The 24,881-nt window shown below is 33.3% G+C and carries 16 protein-coding genes; 10 read left to right on the top strand and 6 right to left on the bottom strand.

Features of this window, described 5'->3' with window-relative positions:
* Nucleotides 1–2: 2 nt before the first annotated feature.
* Nucleotides 3–3,371: a transcription-repair coupling factor gene (mfd, locus tag B0A65_RS17960; RefSeq protein WP_074662482.1), complete on the bottom strand. Its 3,369-nt coding sequence runs from the start codon at nucleotides 3,369–3,371 to the stop codon at nucleotides 3–5.
* Entirely contained in the window at nucleotides 3,364–3,975 is a 612-nt protein-coding gene (locus tag B0A65_RS17955; RefSeq protein ID WP_074662815.1) for a hypothetical protein, read from the bottom strand. Before B0A65_RS17955 ends, mfd begins: the two co-directional genes overlap by 8 nt.
* A 344-nt stretch (nucleotides 3,976–4,319) precedes the next feature.
* Between B0A65_RS17955 and B0A65_RS17950 the strand changes: the two genes are divergently transcribed.
* Together B0A65_RS17950 and B0A65_RS17945 are read left to right on the top strand one after the other, a co-directional pair.
* Nucleotides 4,320–5,258: an L-threonine 3-dehydrogenase gene (locus tag B0A65_RS17950; protein WP_074662479.1), complete on the top strand. Its 939-nt coding sequence runs from the start codon at nucleotides 4,320–4,322 to the stop codon at nucleotides 5,256–5,258.
* A 190-nt stretch (nucleotides 5,259–5,448) separates the two neighbouring features.
* Nucleotides 5,449–6,642, top strand: a complete 1,194-nt coding sequence (locus tag B0A65_RS17945) for a DUF418 domain-containing protein (protein WP_074662476.1) — start codon at nucleotides 5,449–5,451, stop codon at nucleotides 6,640–6,642.
* Nucleotides 6,643–6,726: 84 nt separating this feature from the next.
* Here the strand turns inward: B0A65_RS17945 and B0A65_RS17940 are convergent, their stop codons facing one another.
* Both B0A65_RS17940 and B0A65_RS17935 read right to left on the bottom strand, forming a co-directional pair.
* The gene (locus B0A65_RS17940; RefSeq protein ID WP_074662473.1) at nucleotides 6,727–8,607 is read right to left on the bottom strand and encodes a M1 family metallopeptidase; all 1,881 of its coding nucleotides are present in this window, start codon (nucleotides 8,605–8,607) and stop codon (nucleotides 6,727–6,729) included.
* Between the two features lie 62 nt (nucleotides 8,608–8,669).
* On the bottom strand, nucleotides 8,670–10,304 hold the full coding sequence (locus B0A65_RS17935) for a S8 family peptidase (RefSeq protein ID WP_074662471.1): 1,635 nt from the start codon (nucleotides 10,302–10,304) through the stop codon (nucleotides 8,670–8,672).
* A 287-nt stretch (nucleotides 10,305–10,591) separates the two neighbouring features.
* Here B0A65_RS17935 and B0A65_RS17930 point away from each other — a divergent pair, with 287 nt between their 5' ends.
* The 3 genes from B0A65_RS17930 to B0A65_RS17920 all read left to right on the top strand — a co-directional run bounded on the left by B0A65_RS17930 (nucleotide 10,592) and on the right by B0A65_RS17920 (nucleotide 19,060).
* Complete coding sequence (locus B0A65_RS17930; RefSeq protein ID WP_074662468.1) at nucleotides 10,592–17,113, top strand: T9SS type A sorting domain-containing protein; 6,522 nt, start codon at nucleotides 10,592–10,594, stop codon at nucleotides 17,111–17,113.
* Nucleotides 17,114–17,115: 2 nt separating this feature from the next.
* Complete coding sequence (locus tag B0A65_RS17925) at nucleotides 17,116–17,826, top strand: glycoside hydrolase family 78 protein (protein ID WP_074662465.1); 711 nt, start codon at nucleotides 17,116–17,118, stop codon at nucleotides 17,824–17,826.
* A 145-nt stretch (nucleotides 17,827–17,971) separates the two neighbouring features.
* Complete coding sequence (locus tag B0A65_RS17920; protein WP_083370500.1) at nucleotides 17,972–19,060, top strand: DUF481 domain-containing protein; 1,089 nt, start codon at nucleotides 17,972–17,974, stop codon at nucleotides 19,058–19,060.
* Here the strand turns inward: B0A65_RS17920 and B0A65_RS17915 are convergent.
* Nucleotides 19,057–19,914 carry an MBL fold metallo-hydrolase gene (locus B0A65_RS17915; protein ID WP_074662462.1) on the bottom strand — a complete coding sequence of 286 codons (858 nt, stop codon included), beginning with the start codon at nucleotides 19,912–19,914 and terminating at the stop codon, nucleotides 19,057–19,059. The two genes, B0A65_RS17920 and B0A65_RS17915, sit on opposite strands and share 4 nt — an antisense overlap.
* 87 nt (nucleotides 19,915–20,001) lie before the next feature.
* On the bottom strand, nucleotides 20,002–20,931 hold the full coding sequence (locus B0A65_RS17910; RefSeq protein WP_074662459.1) for a hypothetical protein: 930 nt from the start codon (nucleotides 20,929–20,931) through the stop codon (nucleotides 20,002–20,004).
* Between the two features lie 361 nt (nucleotides 20,932–21,292).
* On the opposite strand from B0A65_RS17910, the gene B0A65_RS17905 reads away from it, so the two are divergent.
* The 5 genes from B0A65_RS17905 to B0A65_RS17885 all read left to right on the top strand — a co-directional run bounded on the left by B0A65_RS17905 (nucleotide 21,293) and on the right by B0A65_RS17885 (nucleotide 24,831).
* Complete coding sequence (locus B0A65_RS17905; protein WP_026982558.1) at nucleotides 21,293–21,622, top strand: HesB/IscA family protein; 330 nt, start codon at nucleotides 21,293–21,295, stop codon at nucleotides 21,620–21,622.
* Nucleotides 21,623–21,716: 94 nt separating this feature from the next.
* Entirely contained in the window at nucleotides 21,717–23,165 is a 1,449-nt protein-coding gene (gene sufB / locus B0A65_RS17900; RefSeq protein WP_074662456.1) for a Fe-S cluster assembly protein SufB, read from the top strand.
* 7 nt (nucleotides 23,166–23,172) lie between these two features.
* Nucleotides 23,173–23,661 carry a flavodoxin family protein gene (locus B0A65_RS17895; protein WP_072970166.1) on the top strand — a complete coding sequence of 163 codons (489 nt, stop codon included), beginning with the start codon at nucleotides 23,173–23,175 and terminating at the stop codon, nucleotides 23,659–23,661.
* Nucleotides 23,662–23,674: 13 nt separating this feature from the next.
* Entirely contained in the window at nucleotides 23,675–24,421 is a 747-nt protein-coding gene (gene sufC / locus B0A65_RS17890) for a Fe-S cluster assembly ATPase SufC (RefSeq protein ID WP_065451637.1), read from the top strand.
* A gap of 41 nt (nucleotides 24,422–24,462) precedes the next feature.
* Nucleotides 24,463–24,831, top strand: coding sequence for a four helix bundle protein (locus B0A65_RS17885; RefSeq protein ID WP_074662453.1), 369 nt, complete (start codon nucleotides 24,463–24,465; stop codon nucleotides 24,829–24,831).
* Nucleotides 24,832–24,881 lie beyond the last annotated feature (50 nt).

Genomic DNA, 24,881 nt, shown 5'->3' with positions numbered 1-24,881 from the left:
TCTTATTCCTCTCCCAACATCTCCATCAATTCCAACGCTCGTTTAGTAGATTTTACATTTTCAAAAGTCAATAAAAGTCGTAAACCATTAGGCGTTTGTTTTTCTTTCATTTGACAAAGTGAGCTGTATTTTTGAACAAATTGTAAAACCTTTCTGAACTTAGAAGATTGATAATAATCTGACTGTTGATCGGAGACAAAATAGCCAATCATTTTGCCTTTTTTCATTACCAGTTTTTCGATTCCAATGTTGGTTGCAATCCATTTAATGCGTATACTGTTCATCAAGGCATTGGCACGCGGAGGCATTGGCCCGAAACGGTCAATTAATTTGTTTTGAAAAATAACCAGTTCTTCTTCATTTTTTACAGAACCCAACTCGTTGTATAAACTCAAACGCTCTGTAACATTATTGATGTATTCATCAGAAAATAACAATTCAAAATCGGTATCGATTTGTAAATCTTTTACGTATTCCTTCGTTTCAATATCGTTCTCTTCCGGATATAAATCTTTGAACTCGTTTTCCTTCAATTCTTCGATGGCTTCGTTCATGATTTTTTGGTAGGTATCAAAACCAATTTCGTTAATGAAACCGCTTTGTTCACCACCCAATAAATCTCCCGCACCACGAATTTCAAGATCTTTCATGGCGATGTTGAAACCACTTCCGAGTTCGCTGAATTGCTCCAAAGCCTGAATACGTTTTCTGGCATCTTCAGTCATAGAAGAATACGGCGGACAGATGAAATAACAGAATGCTTTTTTGTTGCTTCGCCCTACTCGCCCACGCATTTGATGCAGATCTGACAATCCGAAATTATTGGCGTTGTTGATGAAAATCGTGTTAGCATTTGGTACATCCAAACCACTTTCGATAATTGTGGTTGCTACCAAAACATCAAAATCGCCATTCATAAAACCTAACATTAATTCCTCAAGTTTCGCGCCTTCCATTTGCCCGTGACCAATTCCGACTCTGGCATTTGGCACCAAACGCTGAATCATTCCTGCTACTTCTTTTATATTTTCGATTCGGTTATTGATAAAGAAAACCTGTCCGTTTCGCTGAATTTCATACGAAATTGCGTCACGAATGATCTCTTCATTAAACCCAACCACATTTGTTTCTATCGGATATCTGTTTGGCGGAGGCGTTGTAATTACTGACAAATCGCGCGCTGCCATTAATGAAAACTGAAGTGTTCTCGGAATTGGCGTTGCGGTTAATGTCAAGGTATCAACATTTGCGGCAATCGTTTTTAATTTGTCTTTTACGTTTACACCAAACTTTTGTTCTTCATCGACAATCAACAAACCAAGATCTTTGAAAACGACATTTTTGTTGACCAATTGATGCGTTCCAATTACGATATCCAGTTTTCCTTCGGCTAAATCTTTTAAAGTTTGTGCTTTTTGTTTGGCAGTTCTGAATCGGTTTAAGTATCCAATCGAAACCGGCATATCTTTTAATCTTTCGGTAAAAGTTCTGTAATGTTGGTAGGCTAAAATAGTTGTTGGAACCAAAATGGCAACTTGCTTACTATTATCAACGGCTTTAAAAGCAGCACGAATCGCAACTTCTGTTTTCCCAAAACCTACGTCTCCACAAACCAAACGATCCATTGGGCGATCACTTTCCATGTCGGCTTTTACTTCTTGTGTCGATTTGGTTTGATCTGGTGTATCTTCATAAATAAACGAACTTTCTAATTCGTTTTGCAGATAACTGTCAGGTGCAAATTGAAAACCTTTTTCTAAACGGCGTTTTGCATAAAGCTGAATTAAGTTGAATGCAATATGTTTGACACGCGCTTTGGTTTTTTGTTTTAAAATTTTCCAGGCGTTCGATCCTAGTTTATAGATTTTTGGAGGTGTTCCGTCTTTTCCGTTGTATTTGGAGATTTTATGAAGCGAGTGAATGCTTACATACACAATATCATTATCGGCATAAACCAATTTTATGGCTTCCTGCGTTTTGCCTTCCACCTGAATTTTCTGCAAACCACCGAATTTTCCAATTCCGTGATCGATGTGGGTTACGTAATCGCCAACCGAAAGTGCCGTTAATTCTTTCAGCGTAATATTTTGCTTTTTAGAATAACCGTTTTTGATGTTGAATTTATGATAACGCTCAAAAATCTGGTGATCGGTATACGCCGTAATTTGATTTTCTTCGTCAATAAAACCTTGGTACAAAGGCAAAACTATCGTATGATATTGCTTTCTAATATTCTCTGAATTGGCTTCGTCTAAAGTTTCAAAAATATCGTGAAAACGTTTTGCCTGCGTTTCATTCGAACAAAAAAGGTAATTTTTATACCCGTTAAAATGATTTTCGCTCAAATTATTCAGCAACAAATCAAATTGTTTGTTGAAAGAAGGCTGTGGCTGAAAATGAAATTCAACCTTTTTAGTGGTTTTGAAAATTGATTTTGAGGCCAATTCTACTATCGAAAAATCCAAGGCCCGTTTGATAAACGAACTCTGATTTAAGAATAATTGTTCTGGAGTAGCGTGTTTTATTTCGCCTGAAAGTTTCTCAAAAGCTTCTTCCGCTCTTGCGAATTGTTTGTCTAACTGACTGAAAAGTCCGTCGGTATTTTGAATAAAAAGAACCGTTTTCTCTGAAATATAATCTAAGAAACTTTCGCGATTTTCCTGAAATACCTTGTTTTCGACATTCGGGATAATCGTGATTTTTTTATGCGTTTCTACAGATAATTGTGTCTCTACATCAAAACTTCTGATGCTGTCGACTTCGTTACCAAAAAACTCTATTCTATATGGATGATCATTCGAAAAAGAAAACACATCGACAATTCCTCCACGAACGGAAAATTCTCCCGGTTCTGTAATAAAATCAACTCTTTTGAATTCATATTCAAATAACACTTCGTTGATAAAATCGATCGAAATTTTATCGCTCAGTGCCACTTTCAAAGTGTTTTTATCCAATTGTTGTCGGGTTACTACTTTCTCAAAAAGCGCTTCCGGATAGGTAACAATTACGGCTGGTTTTTTACGTGAATTAATTCGGTTTAAAACCTCAGCGCGAAGCAAAACATTGGCGTTATCCGTTTCATCAACCTGATACGGGCGACGAAATGAAGCCGGATAAAACAACACATCCTGCTCGCCAATCATTTGTTCTAGATCGTTCAAATAATAAGCGGCTTCTTCTTTATTGTCTAAAACAATTAAAAAAGGCAATTCGGTTTTTTTGAAAACAGCACGAATTATAAAAGAAACTGCTGATCCCAACAAACCGCTAAGATGCATTTTTACCTGATTTTGCTCTAGTAATGGCGTGGCAATCTGCTCTGTTTTTGGCAGATTGTCGTAGGTGGTATATAAGGCGTTTTTACTCAACTTTAGGCGAATTTTGTATTGGCGGCACAGGTCCTGAATTTGGAATGGCGCGAGTCGTATCTAACATTTTTAAGAAATCAGCTTCTCCTTCTTCTTTTGGAATTTTATTTTTCTCAACAATCTTATCCATTTGTCTTTCTAAAGAAACCAGTTCTTTGTTGATTTCTCCAATTAAAAAAGTCACTTTTTCGTCTGGAATTGAACTCAAATGAATAAATAAATCCATCATTTTGACTTTCGTAATCAAAATAGAAATTCGGCTTTTTATTTGAGGCTGATTAAATTCTGCAGGAATATTATTGTTTAGTGCTATTGCTTTTTTTGAAATAGCAGTTGATTTTTTCTGAAATGCACCAATTGTCTTTCTTGGTTTTTCACCAATTTCTTTCAGAAATTCACGCCATTCATTCCACGCACTTACATTTTTCTCTGAAGCTTCATTAATTGGTTCGTCGATAAAAACCCAGGCTTTATTGATATTATTGAAGATTTTTTCATTCTTCTTTTCTTCTTTTGCGTTTTCAGCAAGACGTTTTTCATTATCATTTTGACATGAATTCAACGAAAAAATCAAAAGCAAAAAAAGAGATATTTTATATTTCATTTGGTAAAACATTAAGCTACAAAGTTACAAAGTAAATTTACAATTACGAATTCTGATTTTTGCTAAAGAATCTATAAATTAAGGTTGTTTTTTTGCTACTCCAGATCACTATCGGTATGACAAATTAAGAGACTTTATTTTGGGCCATTTATCAATAAAAATAATTTTAGCAGAGAATTTTCAAAGGCACAAAGACACATTCATGCAGGCACAAAGACACACCTCTGGAAAAGAGAATTATCCAACAAACAAACTTTTTCGTTATTGAATTTATAATTTATGATTCTAAAAAACGTATGTAATTGCGAAAACGTTATATTTGTATCTCTAAAAAAAACTACAAAATGAATCCAAAAATCTTGATCATTGGCGCTTGCGGTCAAATTGGGACAGAATTAACCCAGAAATTGCGTAAGTTATACGGAACAGAAAATGTAATCGCTTCTGACATCCGAAAATTAAATACTGACGTTGTAAATTCCGGTCCTTTTGAAGTGGTCAATGCTTTAGATTTTAACCAAATCGAACATCTTGTAGAAGTACATCAAATTACTGATATTTATTTAATGGCGGCACTTTTGTCTGCTACAGCCGAAAAAAATCCTGCATTTGCCTGGGATTTGAATATGAATTCGCTATTTCACGTTTTAAATTTAGCGAAAGCAAAAAAAATAAAAAAAATATTCTGGCCCTCCAGTATTGCGGTTTTTGGACCAACAACTCCAAAAGAGAACACTCCACAATATACGGTTATGGAACCATCTACAGTTTACGGAATTAGTAAACAAGCCGGTGAAAGATGGTGCGAATATTACCATAACATTTATGGAGTTGATGTTCGAAGTATCCGTTATCCTGGTTTAATTAGCTGGTCTACGCCTCCGGGTGGCGGAACTACCGATTATGCTGTTGATATTTTCTATAAGGCTATTGCCGATAAAAAATACGAGTGCTTTTTGTCATCAGAGACTAAAATGCCAATGATGTATATGGATGATGCCATTGATGCAACCATCAACATTATGAAAGCACCTATTGAAAAAATCAAAATACATTCGTCTTATAATTTGGCTGCAATGAGTTTTACACCAACTGAAATTGCTGCAGAAATTAAAAAACATATTCCGGAATTTGAGATTACGTACAATCCTGATTTCCGTCAAAAAATTGCTGACAGCTGGCCGGCCAGTATTGACGATACTGAAGCAAGAAAAGACTGGGACTGGAAACATACTTTCGATCTTGAAACTATGACTAAAGATATGCTGGAGCATTTGGGTTAAACTGAAATTGCCAAAATAATTTAAAGCGTGTTATTCTAAAGAAATTCCTTTAGGATAACACGCTTTTCTTTTTAAATATATTTTTAGACAAAAGTTATTGATTACATAATTTTCTTACTTTTGGTTGCGTTAGAATAATTTCAAATTTTATCTAAAATCATCAATCAATCACAAACAAAATGTTAATCAAATGACAAATTCTTATCATCCTCTCGAACAAAGCAAACGAACTGCTATTGTCGACATTCTTCGCGGCTGGGCTATTTTGGGCGTTGCTATTGGCAATTATTCTGGTCTTCCACACATTAGTTTGCCAAACGAAACCAATAGTCTATTATCTGAAATACTATCTAAATTCGATCAATTTTTTTTCTCTGGAAAATCCTGGACTTTATTAACCATTTTATTTGGTTATGGCTTTGCTATTTTAATTAATAATGTCACCGCAAAAGGCAAAAACCCTATTACCTTTTTTAGCTGGCGAATGCTTTTGCTATTCATTTTGGCTTTTATTCATTCTGCTTTTTGGTTTGGAGACATATTAAAAGATTATGCTTTTTTAGGACTTGTGTTGTTGCTTTTTTATAAATGTCAGGCAAAAACATTAGGTATTATTTCGGCTATACTTATTCTTAGTATTCCTTTTGTAATGGCTTATATCAAAAGCTTTAATTTTGAAAGGATAGACATTATTTCAAATCCTGAATACCTAAAACTCTATTATTCCGGAAACTGGCTCGACTTTTTTAAATTCAATCTATTAGCTTCTTTTTACCAACAAATCATTGCTCCTGGCTATGCAATAACGGCTCATATTGTTATGCTGGCTTGCATGCTTTTTGGTGTTATGCTTCAAAAAATAGAGTTTTTTAATCGTTTAAACGAAATGAAAAAGCTTTTAAAATATGTACTGATAAGCAGCTTAATTATTGCCGTTATAATTGGTATTGTTTTTTTCTTTGCCATTGAAAACAGAGCTGATTTTCTTAAATTTTTTCACCCTTATTTCTGGCTTATTTTAAGTACAATGGTTTTTATTGCAAGCGGAATTAGTTTATTATACATTAACGGTAAATTCAAAACCATCTTCAGCTATTTTGTTGCTGGTGGTAAAATGACCTTGACCAATTATATCACTCAAAATATTTTGGCTGCCTTTATTTTTTCTGGAATTGGTTTGGGAATCAAAGCTACAATGCCCTATTGGTTTTTCTTTGCACTAGCCGTTTTTGTCTTTACTCTTCAATTATTTATAAGCAAATGGTGGTTGTCTAAATACAATTACGGACCAATTGAATGGCTGTGGAGATGCGCCAGTTACAGGCAATGGTTTCCTTTTAAGAAAACACAATCTGAGGTTGCTACTGAAATGAAAATAGTATAATCTCACTTTTAGATAAAATTTGAAAAACAAAAAGCCCTTAAAAATAATTTTTTAAGGGCTTTTTTATGTAAAGAATATTTTAACTTATTTCACCTCAAAAACATTATTTGCAGGTTTTACATCTGCCATTAATCCGCTTGGATCAATTGTGATTTTTTTGATTGCTGTTTTCTTTTTGTCGATTGTAAAACTATAGTTGGATTGCGCCCATGCCCAATCCTCCAAAACAGTTCTTTTAACATTCGGGTTTGGATTTGGTTTGATGAAATTCATCATTCTTAACGGAATATAAAAAGTCTCAGAAGTTCCATCAGCATAGTCAACTTTTAAGTCGATAGGCATTGGCATTCTTCCAATTCTTTCTAACGTTACAGTCGTTTTTCCTGCGTTATCCGCTACGTCTTTGATTCCGTAATCAATCGTATTGGCGGTTTCAGCCCAATCAATTAAATACCAATCCAATTCAGCTCCGGAAACTCTCTCCGCTGTTCTTTTGATATCATTGGGAGTTGGGTGTTTGAATTTAAAATCGTGAAAATATCTTTTTAAAGTTGCATCTAAATTCTCCTGACCAATTACATAAACCAATTGCGATAAAAAGATACTTCCTTTTACATAAGATGAAATACTGTACGGTCTGTTTTCGTCGTAACGATCACCATGAGTTGTTTGCGGTTGTTCTTTACCAGAATTTACTAAACTGTAATAAGCAGCATAATTTCCTTTAAACGGGTTTTCTTCTTTTTTATCTCCTTTCAATTCATTCAAAGCACTGTCTTCGATGTAAGTTGTAAAACCTTCATCCATCCACGGGTGTTTTGATTCATTTGAAGCTAGAATATGCTGGAACCAAGAGTGTCCTAATTCGTGTGTTGCTGTTCCTAAAATTCCTTCAAGAGTTCCGCTTCCTAACATTAGAGTACACATTGCATACTCCATTCCACCGTCTCCGCCCTGAATAAATGAATATTGTTTGTATGGATAAGCTCCTACTCTGTGGTTATAATAATCCATTACTTTTACCATTAAAGGCTCTAATTGTTTCCAGTTTCCGGTAGTTTTTGGATCATTTTTATAGAAGAAATGCAAATCAACATCATTTGGTCCTTTTACAATATCGTGTGTATATTCTTTATCAGCAGCCCATGTAAAATCGTGAACATTTGGTGCAATAAAATGCCATGTCAAAGTTTTTGCTTTTTTTGGATAAACAACATTTACACCAGCATCTTCATAACCATGACCAATGGTGTTTTTATCCTGCAAATATCCAGAACCACCAATTGTGTACTCTTTGTCAATGGTAATTTTTACATCAAAATCTCCCCAAACTCCGTGAAATTCTCTCGCGATATACGGATCAGCATGCCATCCTTCAAAATCAAATTCGGCTAATTTTGGGTACCATTGTGACATCGATAATTCGACACCTTCTTTATTATTCCTTCCTGAACGACGAACCTGAACCGGAACTTGTCCATCAAAATCTAAGGTGAAAGTTGTTTTAGAATTTGGCAAAATTGGTTTCGCTAAAGTCACTTCTAAAATTGTAGATGACGTTCTGGTTTGAGCCGTAACACCATCTTGTTTGAAATTAGTAATTTTTAAAAAACCAATTTCGTTTGGTTTTAAAGTTTCAATACGGCTTTGTTTTATCTCTTTGCCATCAGCATCTTTAATTTTGTTTACCATCCTTGCATCAGGATCTTTTATGGAGTGCAAACGTGCATCCATTTCGCTTCCTGGCTGAAAAGCATTTGGATATAAATGGTAAAATACTTTTCTTAAAGTATCAGGAGAATTATTGGTGTACACCAACTCTTGTTTTCCTTTGTACTGATAGTTTTTGACATCCATAGCAACCTCCATTTTGTAATCAACATGTTGTTGCCAATATGGGGCGTTTTGTGCAAATGCTGAGTTTAAACCAAAACTCAAAAAGGATAATAGTATAATTTTTCGCATCATTGTTTTAATAAAAATGGAAGAGTTGCCACTCTTCCATCGTGATTAGTATTTTATATTATTTATTTCTTCGACATCTTTTCAGCCATCAATAGAGCATTATACGCATTGACCATTTTAGCTGTTTTTGATGATTCAGCTGATGAAACTGCTACTGGTTCTGCATCTGGATTAGGATTTTCTCCCAAAACTATTTTTGAAGGAAGTGCAACTCCAGAATCCATCAAAATTTGTTTTACCTGATTGGCTTTCAATTTTGGATAATAAGAACGAATTAAGGCCGCAACTCCGGCAGCATTTGGTGATGCCATTGATGTTCCTTGCAAATATTTGTATTTATTATTCGGAACTGTTGCATAAATTTCCTCACCCGGAGCAAAAACATCTACATTGATTTTTCCGAAGTTCGAAAATGGCGCTACAACATTTTCTCCATACGTTTTATTGATCGCACCAATTGTAATTACGTTATCTGTAAACTCTTTTACGTTATCTTCAGAATCATTAGGATAATTGATGTTTTTTGTTTCATCGATATTGTATCCATCGTTACCTGCTGCATGAACAATTAAAACATCTTTTTTCTTAGCATATTTTAAAGCGTCATAAACCCATTGTTTGTGAGGAGAAAAACTTTTTCCGAAACTTCCGTTAATCACTTTTGCACCGTTATCAACAGCATAACGAATTGCCAATGCAATATCTTTATCATATTCATCTCCGTCTGGCACCGCTCTTACGGTCAAAATTTCAACGTTATTAGCGATTCCGTCTCCACCTAAATTATTACCACGAACTTGCGCGATAATTCCGGCTACGTGAGTTCCGTGAAGTGCTTCTTCTTTATCCGGACCAAAAACAACATTGTTTCCATAATGATCATTTTTGATGTCATCAGGATTATCGCCTACGATTTTTCTTCCGTCAAATTCTTTATTCAAATTATAATCTAACTCGCCATAAACTTGTTTTCTGTACTCTTCCAATTCCGCTTCAGGATCAAAAGTTGGCCCCGCATTGGTAAAAATTTGGGTCATGATCTTTTTGCTTTGACTAACTTTTGGATCTGTAGACGTGATCGTGCTTAAATCTTCAAGTTTATAAGTCGTTTTATTTAATTCTTTTTTAATCGTATTGTGAACCTCTAATAAAAAGTCTACTTGTTGTTTGTCTTTTATGGCTTTGTCATATCGCTCCGTATATTGTGCCAAAGCATTTTTATATTGGGCAGAACCATCATCTCCTTTTTTAACCACGCGTGTCATTTCAAGGTTTTCATGAACGGCATCGCCAAGGAAATTCCATCCGTGAACATCATCAATAAATCCGTTTTTATCATCATCAATTCCGTTTCCCGGAATTTCTTTAGGATTTGTCCAAATCATGCCTTTCAAATCTTCGTGCTCAATATCAACACCTGAATCGACAATACCAACTATTACTTTTACACCTGTTTTCCCTTGCAATAATTCAGCATAAGCCTTATCAACACTCATTCCCGCTATAGTATCTTTTACCAGATCCAGATGGCTCCATCTTTTTAATTCATTTTCAGTAACCGGAGCTTTTTTTACAATTGCTAAAGGAGCAGTAATCGCTGTTTTAGGAGTTGAATTTTGTGCTTGTAGCGTTACACTACAACCTGCTAAAACAAGTAATGCAAAAGCAGATAAACTATTAGGTTTTATATGACTCATGTCTGTAATTAGGATAAAAGTTAAAATATGGGTCTAAATTATGATTTTTTGTTACATAATACTAACAGTTAACACTGTCTTATGACTATTTTGATTGTAATTTATGAAAATTCTGAATGCTGGCAAAACTATTTCTTATAAAGAATTAAAGCTATTTCTTACGTAAAAATTATAGCTCAAATTATTTCTTTGTGTTTATATTAATATAACACAGCCTTTACGTTTTCCCGTAAGGAAAGTCCGTTTAAAAATTGTACACTTGCGCGACCGAATCATAAACTTATTCTATGAAAACAAAACTACTCTTATTGCTGTTATTGGCAAATTTTTCGCTTTATGCGCAGATTAATTTGGTTCCGAATGGCGAATTTACTACCGCCAACGGATTGATACAAAATTGGACTATAGCGAATGTTGTTAATTCTAATTATGATTATACAACATCACAATATAGTGCGAGATTGTATTATTCAACCGTTTCTCCAAAAATTACTACTCTTGTTCCTATGAAAGCAGGAGTTACTTACACTATAAAGTATAAGTACAAATATGTTAGTAGTAATTATAGTGGTGACCATCCTATTTCGCTAAATATTTCCCAAACGGGAGCTGCAGCCACTTTGTCCAGCAGTACATTTGCTACAAACAATTTATGGACAGAAAAAGTAACTACTTTTACCGCAGATAAAGATTTATCATACAATTTATCGCTTTCTACTTTTAGTTTTGACAGCGCCTCTTATGAAGTTTTGATTGATGCAGTTCAAGTTTATGTTCAAGGTACAGAACAATACACAAAAATTCCTAATCTTAATTTTGAAAAAAGATTAATTGTGCTTGGTCTTGATTCTGGTGCTACTGATGGTCAGGTTCCAACAATAAACATCAATACTCTAACCTCTCTTAATGTTTCAAACAGCTCAATAAGTGATTTGAGTGGTATTGAAGATTTTACTGCGTTAACTACTTTAGATTGTAGCCAGACGGGTTTAACAAGTCTTGATCTTAGCAAAAATCCTAACTTGCTTAGATTGAACTGCGGGGGTAACTACAGTTTAAAAAACTTTGATGTAAGTAAAAATCCAAATTTGATTTTTCTAGACTGCGCTAATCTCAATTTATTGACGCTTAATCTAACTTCGAACACAGCCCTTCAATATCTTGAGGCCACAAATAACTATTTAACGACTTTAGACCTCTCAACCAATACAAGTCTTCTTGAATTACAACTTAGAGGTAATAAGTTAACCAGTTTAGATCTAACAAAAAACACAGCTCTGAAACAAGTAAGCTTTTCAGGCAACCTTATTAGTTCTTTGAACTTATCTACTAATACGGCATTAAAGGTCTTAGATGCCAGTTCAAATAAATTAACGAGCATTGATCTTTCAAAAAACAAATTATTAACAGATTTAACCATCTATGGAAATCAATTAACATCTTTGGATCTTAGCAGCAATAATGCTCTAATTACCTTGAACTGTAGTTCTAACAAGCTAAGTAGTCTGAATTTAAAAAATGGCAATAATGCCAACTTTTTATTAAGTCGTTCTATTGGTTACATTAATGTTAACGGTAATTCAATGGGTAGCTCTAATGATTCATCATTTGGAAGCAATCCACTAAGTTGTATTCAAGTTGATAATACTGCTTATTCTAATACGAACTGGTCTGCAATAAAAGACAAAGATGCTAATTTTACTTCTTTAGACTGTTCGCTTTCTACTCTTATTCCAGATTCAAAATTCGAAGATCAGTTGATGGCTTTAGGCATTGATACTGATGGAAAAAATGGTGCAGTTTTAAACTCCAGCATTAATATTGTTAGCACATTAGATGTTTCGGCAAAAGGAATTACTAACCTGGCAGGAATTGAAGGTTTTACTGCATTAACAAATTTAAATGCCTCTGGCAATGCATTAAAAAGATTGAATCTTTCTAAAAATACGGCATTGACAACTTTAAATACATCAAACAATCCAGCATTGACTTGTGTAGAAGTACCAGATCTTACTCTTGCTTCCAAATGGGTTGTTACCAAAGATGCAGCAACGGGCTTTAGTTTAGACTGTAATGTTTATACTCTAATTCCAGATCCTAAATTTGAAGATTATCTGATCTCCAGAAATATTGATAAAGATGGTAAAAACGGAAAAGTATTAACCGAAAATATTGATAAAATCACTATTATAAACATATACAACCTGGGTATTACTGACTTAACAGGAATCCAGGATTTTACTTCTTTACTTCAGCTACAAGGTTATGGCAATGCAGTAGAAACAGTAGATCTTTCTAAAAACATCGCTTTAACAAGCCTGGATCTTAGCAGTAACAAATTATCAAAGATTGAACTGTCAAAAAACACAGCATTAATTTCTATCGATTTAAGCAACAACCTTCTTTCAGAAATTAATCTGACTAATAATTTAAATCTAAAAACGCTACAATTTGGCAGAAACAACATAAGTAAAATTGACGTCTCTGCAAATACAAAACTGACTTATATTCTTGCAGACAATAACAAATTAACGTCTTTTGACATCTCAAAAAATCCCGACGTTTTTCAAGTTTGGTGTCAAGGAAATCAGATTAGAAATTTAGATTTCTCTAAGAATTCAAAAATTGTTCAGGTATTAGCTGATAATAACAGACTTGTAAATCTAAATTTCAAAAATGGGGCCAATACTTTAATAGATGTTTCATCAGGAAACAATGGAGGTTGGCGTTTTACAGGAAATCCGGATTTGAAATGTATACAAGTTGATAATGTTTCTTATTCTGATACAAATTGGTCTGCAAAAAAAGATGCATCAGCTACTTTCTCTTCAGTTGCTTGTCCGGTTGTAATACCTTATACTTTAATTCCTGATGCCAACTTTGAAGCTAAATTAATTGCTTTAGGCATTGATAAAGATGGCATAGCCGGAAAAGTTGAAACCATGAATATTGTTACTTTGACAAGTTTAAATGTATCAAAAAGTGGTATTACAGATTTAACAGGAATTCAGGATTTTACAGCTTTAACATCCTTAGACGCCAGCAATAACAACCTGGCAACAATCAATATTTCTAAAAATATTGACCTGAAAACATTGAATGTAAGCGAAAATAAACTGACTTCCCTTAATGTTGCGACTAACACGTCCTTAAACACTTTGAATTGTGCTTATAATGCGATTACCGCTTTAAATGTTACAAAAAACACAGAATTAAACAGTTTAAGCTGTAATTCTAATGCTATTGAGGCACTTGATGTTTTAAAAAATACGAAACTTACTTTGTTAAGTACTAGTTTTAATAAATTGCAATATTTAGATGTTTCAAAAAATACTCTTTTGAAAGAATTAGATTGTGCTTCTAACGATCTTTACAATCTTAATTTGAAAAACGGTAATAACGCAAACATGCAACGTATGATTTTTGGTAATTTCACCTTAAATCCACATTTAGTATGTATTGCAGTTGATGATGCCGCCTTTGCTGAAGCAAACTGGGTTGCAAAAGATGCCACAGCAACTTATTCATCAGAAGCTTGTCCGTTAAACGAACAGCAAACATTAATACCTGATCTAAGTTTTGAAAGAATATTAATTGCTAAAGGTTTAGATAAAGATGGTGAAAATGGAAAGGTTCGTACTGCAAGCATTTCAACATTAACATCTTTAACAGTAAATGATAGTAAGAATAAAGTTTCTGATTTAACAGGTATTCAGGATTTTAAAGCCCTGACTTCATTAACTGTAAATAATAACACTATTAAAACCATTGATCTTTCTAAAAACACAGGATTAATTAGTTTAGATCTTGCCTCTAATCAATTAACAGATATTGATTTATCAAACAATACTTTACTAAGCTCTTTTAGTATTGCAGGCAATCAATTAACAACGCTTGACGTTTCAAAAAATACAGAATTAAGCACTCTAAATATTGACCGCAATCAATTCACAACGGTAGAAGTTTCTAAAAACAGCAAATTATATCGTCTGGAAGTTGGTAGTAATAAATTGAACAATATCAATTTATCTCAAAACGCAAAATTGGAGTATCTATCTATTTATAGCAATTTACTAACTTCTTTAGATGTTTCAAATAATCCACTTTTAGGTGTATTAAATTGTTCTCAAAATCAGATCAACACTTTGGATTTGTCTAAAAACAATAAACTTTCTCAATTAAATGTGGCTGACAATAAACTATACAATCTGAATTTAAAAAATGGTGCTAATAGTTTAATAAACATCAATTATTCCAGTTTAAAAAGAAACCAGTACCTAACTTGTATTTCTGTTGACGATGTTACTTTTTCAAACGAAAAATGGAGTACAATCAAAGATGCAACATCAAACTTTTCATCGGAAATATGTCCAAATGGAGAGCCTTTTACACTAATTCCCGATGTTAATTTTGAAAACAAACTAATCGCTCTTGGAATTGACAAAGATGGTCCAAACGGAAAAGTAGCAACTTTTAGCATCGATACTGTAACTTCTCTTAATGTATCAAAAAGCAATATTACGGACCTGACCGGAATACAAAATTTTGCTGCATTGACTACGTTAGAAGCAGCTGATAATAAATTGACAAAAATTGATGTTTCAAAAAATCGAGTGCTGGCCAATTTAAATGTAAGTAAAAATCAATTGACTTCTCTTGATGTTTCTACAAACTACAGCTTAGTTAGTTTAAACTGCAGCGCAAATGCTATTACAACTTTAGGCGATCTTTCTGGTGTTACATCATTGACCAGTTTAAATTGCAGTAACAATGCGATTAAGACGTTAGACGTTTCAAGACTTATTCAATTAAACAATTTAAACTGTAGCACAAATGCTCTTACCGTTTTAAATACTTCTAAAAATACCAAATTAACGATCTTAAGTGCCAGCATCAATCAATTAGAAAATTTAGATATTTCTAAAAATATAGTATTAAAAGAAATTGATTGTGCATCTAATAATTTGTACAACTTAAACTTGAAAAACGGAAACAATGTGAACATGGAAAGAGTGTTTTTTGGAAACTTCACACAAAATCCAAACTTACTTTGTATTCAGGTAGATGATGCTGATTTCTCTACTAAAAACTGGATTGCAAAAGATGCAACGGCAACATATTCATCTGAAGCTTGTCCTGTAAACGGAAAATACACATTAATTCCTGATGTTAATTTTGAAAAATTATTAATTGCCAGAAATATAGATAAAGATGGTGAAAACGGAAAAGTGTTTACATCTAGTATTGCAAACATAACCAACCTGAATCTAAGTGACGCTGTATTGAAAGTTTCTGATTTAACAGGTCTTCAGGATTTTACTGCATTAGAAAATTTAGACATATCTAATGCTGGTTTAAAAACAGTAGACATTTCCAAAAACCTGAAATTAAAAACTTTATACGCTTATAGCAATGCTTTAACTACTTTGGATGTTTCTGCAAATGTGGCTTTAACTTATTTGTCTGTGTATAACAATCAGTTAACAACCTTAGATGTTTCTACAAATGTGGGTTTAACTAATTTGTCTGTGTACACTAACCAGCTAACAAATTTAAATGTTTCTAAAAATGTAGCTTTAACAAGTTTGGATGTGCATAATAATAAACTAACAAATTTAAATGTTTCTGCAAATGTGGCTTTAACGAATTTGTCTGTGTATACTAATCAGCTAACAAATTTAGATCTTTCTACAAATGTGGCTTTGACTACTTTGACTGCAAACAATAATCAGTTAACAACTTTAAATGTTTCAAAAAACATACTATTAACTAATTTAAATGTTTCTGCTAACCAATTAACAGCTATAGATTTTTCTAAATTAACAGCTTTAAAAGTATTAGATCTTTCTAAAAACAAATTAACAGCTGTAGATATAACAACAAATCCAGCCTTACTTGCTTTCTATGTTCAGGAAAATAATTTAACAAGTCTGAATTTAAGAAATGGTAAAAATACTTTATTGACAAATTATAACATTTCATTCAAAACAAACCCACAATTATTTTGTATACTTGTTGATGATGTAACTTTTGCTATTGCCAATTTTTCTGGAAATAAAGATGTTATCGCAACTTTTAATACAGAATGTACTGGAGAATTAACTTTACCTTCAAACAATTTTGCTATTGAAACTAAAGGAGAATCTTGTCTTGGTGAAAATAATGGAGAAATAAGCATTATAGCAAAATCAGCATTTGATTATGCTGCTACTATAAATGACAAGCCTTATACTTTTACAAACAATAACTTAAAAGTTACTGCTTTAACACCTGGAGTTTACAAAATCAAGATTAGCATTCCTAATATGATTTTCGAACAAAACTTTACTGTAACTATTGCAAAAGGGGGTACAATCGCCGGGAAATCTAGTATTGCATCTAAAAAAGTAGCTATCGAAATTACGGAAGGTACTGCACCATTTACTGTTTTTGTTGACGGAAATGAACAATTCCAAACTGTAGATTCTAATTTCTCTGTAGAACTTAGCGAAGGCGGATTAATCGAAGTGGCAACTGCAAAAGCCTGCGAAGGAGTTTATGCTAAAAAGATTAAGACATCAGAAATTTTAGGAACTGTTCTTTCTGCTTACCCGAATCCAACTAGTGGCAGTTTTGAGATTGAAATTCCAACTGACAAAAATGAAGTTACAATTGAACTTTACAATTTTGGTGGTCAGTTAGTTTCTAGCAAAACGTATGTTATCGAAAATGGAACTGCAAAACTAAATCTTGAAAATCAACCATCAGGAATTTACGCGGCCAAAATCTATTTGGAAACTCCAGAATATATTAAAATCATAAAAAAATAAAGATGAAGAATTTTATATACCTATCAATCATCACATTAATATTTACAGCTTGCGGCAGTGGCGGCGGAGATGATCCGGAACCTACACCTGTACCGGTACCTGTAAATACTGCACCAACAGTACCTGCATTAGCAAGTCCGGTGGACAACAAATTGTGTTTAGACAATACTGTTGTTTTTCAATGGAATCAATCAAGTGATACTGAAAAAGATGCCGTTGTTTATCAGATTCAGATAGCAAAAGACAATGGTTTTACTCAAATTGTATCCACTCTTGATGCTACATCAAACCTTACACATACAGCCACTTTAGATAAAAATACAGCTTATTACTGGAGAGTAAAAGCAACAGATGCTAAAGGGTTAGCAAGTGCTTATACAGCAACCTATAAATTTTATACTGCTGGTGTTGCTGTGGTCAATCACTTGCCATTTGCTCCGGCTTTAACGCAGCCAGTTATAAACAGTGTCTTAACCGGAACAAGCGCAACTTTAGGCTGGACTGCTTCTGATGTTGACACTGCAGATATTCTCTCTTATGATGTTTATTTTGGAACAGCTAATCCGCCAACTGTAAAAGTAAGCGACAACATAGCTACACTTTCTGCTACTGTTGTGGTTGAACCTACAAAACAATATTTTTGGAGAGTTGTTGTAAGAGACAATAAAGGTGGAGAAACAATTGGTCAAATCTGGAAGTTTAAAACCAATTAATGTTTTAAAGCATAATGTAGTTATAATACAAAAAATCCCATTTTCAATTAAATGAAAATGGGATTTTTTCATGAATATCCTTTTTGTAAAATATTATCCTTAACTTAGTTTTATAAGCTGATAACCAACAAACTAAACACAGCATATGAACAAAATTATTCTTTTCTTTTTCATTTTATTTTTTTTCAGAATGAGCGGCCAAACCGCCGATACTTTGGTATTGAAAAATAATGATGTTAAAATCAAAGAATTAAAAATAATTCATGAACAATGGACCGATACTTTAGTCCTGAAAAACAACGATGTTATCATTGGAAAAATAAAATCAATGAATAAAGGAGTTTTACAGATTGAGACCGACTACAGTAAATCTGATTTTAAACTGGAATGGAAAGAGGTAAAATTTATTTCTTCAAGCAGAACTCACATTATAAATTTAACGTCCGGGGTTTTAGTAAACGGAATTTTGTCCAAAAGCAAAACACCCAATAAATGCGAAATTAAAAATGTCGAAACACAAATTACAACCGAAGTCAACTTGAGAGATATCGTCTATATAAAACCCGTCGATGATAGTTTTTGGGACCGACTCGATGCCAGTTTTGATGTTGGAATAAAATTGACTAAAGCCGAGAATCTACAGCAATTAACAATAAATGTAAACTTAGGCTACACGGCAAAAAGATGGTTTGCCACCGGAATGTATAAACAAATTCAGTCTATTCAGGATAATAGCGAGCCCATTCGAAGAATTGACACAGATTTAAGTTACGTACACTTACTTCCCAAGGATTTTTTCATTCCATTATCAGTGACTACTTTATCTAATACAGAACAAGATATTCAGCTTCGAATACTTTCAAAAGCGGGTTACGGAAAATATATACTACGCGACAACAAAAAATATTGGGGTGTTGCGACCGGCTTATCATTTAATCACGAACGTTATTTTAACTCTAGCGAGGCTTATAAAAGTTTAGAACTTTATCTGGGAACTGACTTTAATCTTTATGATATTGGCGATTTTAGCATTCAGTCAAAAGTTAATGTTTTTCCTAGTATTACAGAAAGCAAAAGGGTCCGTACCGATTTTAACCTGGATACAAAATATGATCTGCCACTCGATTTCTTCATCAAGCTTTCATTTGTTTACAATTACGACAATAAACCAAAAAATGGCGCCGCTAAAGACGATTATGTATTTCAGACAACCTTTGGGTGGAAATTAGATTAAAGCACCTCTTCACAAGTTAAAACCTCTTTTAAACGTACTCCTTTTTCAGTATGTTCAACTGTTATAATTTGATTATGAGCATCGTGTTCTAAGAACAAATAATAATTTTTATCAGCTGCAGCATTTAGTAACTTTGCTTTTTCAGGCATAGTTAATAATGGCCGGGTATCATAACCCATTACATAAGGTAGCGGAATATGTCCGGCTGTAGCCAATAAATCAGCACAAAATACTATCATTTTATCTTTATATTGAATATGCGGAATCATTTGCTTCTCGGTATGACCATCAACATAATAAATTCCGAAATTCATTTCTTCAGAAAAGCCAAAATCAGCTTCAGGACGTTTAATAAAATTCAGTTGTCCGCTTTCTTGCATTGGCAAAATATTCTCTGATAAAAAAGAAGCTTTTTCTCTCGGATTTGGTTTCGTTGCCCATTCCCAATGATTTTCATTGGTCCAATATTTAGCGTTTTTAAATGCGGGTTCATATCCGGTTTTATCCGCATTCCATTGTACACTTCCTCCGCAATGATCAAAGTGCAAATGCGTCATAAAAACATCTGTAATATCATCCCGGTGAAAACCATATTTTGCCAATGATTTATCGATAGAATGTGATCCCCAAAGCGAATAATAACCAAAAAATTTCTCCGATTGTTTATCGCCCATTCCGGTATCAATCAAAATCAGGCGATTTTGATCTTCTATTAGCAGACAACGCGCTGCAATATCAATTAAATTGTTTGCGTCTGCAGGATTAGTTTTGTTCCAAATTGTTTTAGGAACGACACCAAACATAGCGCCTCCATCTAATTTAAAATTTCCGGATTCTATTGGGTAAAGTTTCATGAGAATAAATTTCTAATAGGAAAACAAATCTAGGAAATACAATTTCCTTATGCTAGAAATTTCCATTTAAAAATCTTTTAGAAGAATTTAATCCAGTGTGATCGAAGCGCTTCCAAAAATTTCTTGTTTGTCGAAAAAATTAACAAAATAAGTTCCCTTTGGAAAGTTACCTTCTTCAGAATTCAAAACTCCATAAACATTTGCAGGTTTTCCCTGAAAATCAACTGCCACAATAAAACTGTAAACCAAAGCTTTATCATTTCCAAATTCAATCAATTTATCTTCACCTAAAACTTTGTTTTTTTGATCCAAAACCTGAATGTAAAAAACTCTTTTTCCGGTTTTTGCAATCGAATTTCCATTAATTGTAAAACTTATTCTAAGTTTCTGAGCGTTTTTAGCTTTATCAGTTTCTAGTTCTTTTCCAGATTTTTTCTCGCGAAGTGCCACAACCTTAAAATTATTCATGGCTAATTTTGAAGCATCTTTTAAAGTTGATTCTAATTTTTTTTGCTTAGAAACTAATGTATCATTTTCGGCTTTTTGCTGATACATAACCACATTCTGACTCTCAATTTCAGTCAATAAATTCTTATTTTGAGATTTAAGTTTTTTAACTTCCAGTACATTGGAATTTAATGAATTTTTTAAGTCAGAAAGTTGTATTCTGTATAGCCCAATTTGTTGCGACGAAGGATTCTTTGATACTTTGATGATTTCCATCAAATTTTCAACATTCTTTTTCTCAATTTCTAACTGCTGCGATAATGATGTTTTTTCTAAAAGGGCAACATCATAAGCCAGTTTTAAAGTATTTAAAGAATCTAGTATGTCTTTTTGAGCAAGTTCAATCTCACTTAATATTACTGTATTTTGTTTTTTATCTGTTATATCTTTAGACAAATCAAAGTTAAGATCTGACTCCTTACTAAAAATATAAAATGTAGCACCTAATCCAAAAACAAATAATACTGCAAAAAGTGTTTTTACCAACCCATTTTTGTAATGTTTTTTCATAATTACCCATAATTTTGTGCAAAAATAATACTAATTCACTAGGTACAGCGAGTATAAATACGGTATTTTAACTTAAATGACATATTATTATGTATTTAAAAATAAAATGTGCCTTTTCTTTTAAATTCCGAAAAAAATGAATTTTGTTTACCCTAAAATAGAATTTTATAAAACAAAATAACTTCTATCTATTTTAACATTTGTTATAATAATGTGAAGCGTTATGGAAAAAGGTTTTTAAGTCGTATCTTTGCAGACAATTTCATTTGAACATTGAAACACAGCACTTTAAAAATGTAATAATTTCATTACTATTTTAATTGCAAATTAAAAATGAAAGAAAAAACAAATACCATAAACAATGATAAAAGTTTCTGATACAGCCAAAAAGAAAATCATCGACTTGATGAGTGATGATGGTTTTGATGCCGCACATGACTACGTACGTGTAGGTGTGAAAAGTGGCGGATGCTCTGGTTTGTCATATGATTTAAAATTTGACAAAACCAAAGGCGAAGACGATAAAATATTTGTAGACAATGACATAACAATTGCAGTTGAGAAAAAATCATTTCTATATTTAGCCGGAACAATTCTGGAATTTTCAGGAGGGCTAAACGGAAAAGGATTTGTATTCAATAATCCAAATGCAAGCAGAACTTGTGGTTGTGGAGAATCATTCTCTCTTTAAAATAATTAAATGATTGCAAAATTTAAAGATTTAAAAATTACAGAAGTGGTTTTATTTAAATCCCTCAATTTTGAAATCTTTCAATAAAAAAACAATGAGCAAATACACAGAAGACGATTTAAAAATCGAACTCGAAACTAAAGAATACGAATACGGATTTTATACTGATATAGAATCTGAGACGTTTCCTATTGGCTTAAACGAAGATATCGTAAGAGCTATTTCTCTTAAAAAAGAAGAACCGGAATGGATGACCGATTGGCGCATCGAGGCTTTTCGTGCCTGGAAAGAAATGATTGAGCCGGAATGGGCAAATGTTCATTACGTAAAACCAGACTTTCAGGCAATTTCCTATTATTCAGCTCCAAAACAAGTAGATCCAAACAAAACTTTGGATGATGTAGATCCGGAACTTTTAGAAATGTACAAAAAGTTAGGAATCTCTGTTGACGAACAAAAAATGATGAACAATGTCGCTATGGACATTGTGGTCGATTCTGTTTCTGTGGCTACTACTTTCAAGAAAACATTAGGAGAAAAAGGAATTATTTTCTGCCCGATTTCTGAAGCTATCAAAGAACATCCGGAATTAGTTCGTAAATATTTAGGAAGCGTTGTACCTCAAAAAGACAACTTCTATGCAGCATTAAACTCAGCAGTTTTCTCTGACGGAAGTTTCTGTTATATTCCAAAAGGCGTTCGTTGTCCCATGGAACTTTCAACATATTTTAGAATCAATCAGGCAGGAACAGGACAATTCGAAAGAACACTTGTTATTGCAGACGCTGGAAGCTACGTATCTTACCTTGAAGGTTGTACTGCTCCAAGTCGTGACGAAAATCAATTGCACGCTGCGGTGGTTGAATTAATCGCTTTGGATGATGCTGAAATTAAATATTCTACTGTTCAAAACTGGTTTCCTGGAAACAAAGAAGGAAAAGGTGGAGTTTATAACTTCGTAACCAAAAGAGGTTTATGCGAAACAAACGCTAAAATTTCATGGACACAAGTTGAAACAGGTTCTGCTGTAACCTGGAAATATCCTTCTTGTGTATTAAAAGGAGATAATTCGGTTGGAGAATTTTATTCTATTGCCGTTACCAATAATTACCAACAAGCAGATACCGGAACTAAAATGATTCATTTAGGAAAAAACACTAAATCGACTATTATTTCTAAAGGTATTTCGGCTGGTAAATCACAAAACAGTTACCGTGGATTAGTGCAAATTAGTGCGAGAGCAGATAATGCAAGAAACTTTTCGCAATGTGATTCTTTATTAATGGGTAACAATTGTGGAGCGCATACTTTCCCTTATATCGAAAGTAAAAATCCATCGGCTAAAATTGAGCACGAAGCAACTACAAGTAAAATTGGAGAAGATCAGGTTTTCTACTGTAACCAAAGAGGTATCCCAACTGAAAAAGCGATTGCCTTAATTGTAAACGGTTTCAGTAAAGATGTATTGAACAAACTGCCAATGGAATTTGCTGTTGAAGCTCAAAAATTATTAGAGATTTCTTTAGAAGGATCTGTTGGATAATTGAAAGATGGAAAGCAAAAAAGTCATCATTTTAGGTTCAGCCAGAAAAAACGGAAACACAACAAAAATTGTCGATGAAATTGCAAAAGAATCGGGAATTGATGTGATTGACTTAAGTGATTATAATATTTCTCATTATGATTACGAAAGCAAAAACAGAGAAGATGATTTTCTGCCTTTAATAAGAAGAATACTCGAAGAGTACGACACTTTAATTTTTGCAACGCCCATCTATTGGTATAATATGAGTGGAATTATGAAGGTTTTCTTTGATCGCTTTTCAGATTTAATCCGAATTGAAAAAGAAACCGGACGAAAGCTTAGAGGAAAGAAAATTGGTGTGATATCAAATTCACATGACAACGAAATTGAAGAGAGTTTTTACATTCCGTTCAAAAAAACAGCCGATTATTTAGGCATGGAATATTTAGGACATGCGCATTTTAATGCCAACATCCTAAACCAAACAACAAAAATAGAATTGACATTTATATAAAAATAAAAAAACAATGTTATCAATAAAAAACCTTCACGCCGGAATTGGTGATAAAGAAATCCTTAAAGGAATTAATATAGAAGTTAAAGCTGGCGAAGTACACGCTATCATGGGACCAAACGGTTCTGGAAAAAGTACACTTTCTGCCGTTATCGCAGGAAACGAAAACTACGAAGTTACTGACGGACAAGTTTTCCTTGACGGAGAAGATCTTGCTGATCTTGCTCCAGAAGAAAGAGCACACAAAGGAGTTTTCCTTTCGTTTCAATATCCTGTAGAAATTCCTGGAGTTAGTGTAACTAACTTTATGAAAACTGCAATCAACGAAACTCGTAAAGCAAATGGTCAGGCCGAAATGCCGGCTAACGAAATGCTAAAAGTAATTCGTGAGAAATCAGAATTATTAGAAATCGATCGTAAATTTTTATCTCGTTCTTTAAACGAAGGTTTTTCTGGAGGAGAGAAAAAAAGAAACGAGATTTTTCAAATGGCAATGTTAGAACCAAAATTAGCTATCCTTGACGAAACTGATTCTGGTCTTGATATCGACGCTTTAAGAATTGTAGCTAACGGAGTTAACAAATTAAAAAGCGAGAAAAACGCAATTATAGTTATCACGCACTACCAACGTTTGTTAGATTATATCGTTCCGGATTTCGTTCACGTTCTATACAACGGAAGAATCGTAAAATCTGGCGGAAAAGAACTGGCTTACGAATTGGAAGAAAAAGGATACGACTGGATTAAAGCGGAGAATTAATACAGTCTGAAAGTCTAAAGTCATAAAGTCAAAAGTTGGGCATGAGCAAATTTAGATCTTTTGAGGAAATAAATTCGTGGCAGAAATCCAGAATCTTCAATAAGAAAATATATTTAGTTACTGAAAATTCTAATTTCAAAAAAGACTTTGATTTCGTTAGACAAATAAGACGCGCATCACTTTCTATATCATCAAATATAGCAGAAGGTTTTGAGAGAAATACAGATAAAGAGTTTGTTTATTTTTTATATGTGGCCAAAGCATCTGCAGGAGAAGTAAGATCTCAATTATATTTAGCGTTTGATTTAGAATATATAATTAAAGAAGAATTTGAAATGCTTTTAGAATCGATAACTGAAATATCGAAATTATTAAGCGGTTTCATTAAATATTTGAGTCAAAAGTCATAAAGTCAAAAGTTGTAAAGTCTGTTTAGACTCAACTAAGTTTATGATTTTTT

This window comes from Flavobacterium frigidimaris (assembly GCF_002217275.1).
GTDB classification, from domain to species: domain Bacteria; phylum Bacteroidota; class Bacteroidia; order Flavobacteriales; family Flavobacteriaceae; genus Flavobacterium; species Flavobacterium aquidurense.
Note: the sequence above shows the minus strand (reverse complement) of the source record. Positions and strands in the feature narration are given on the sequence as shown.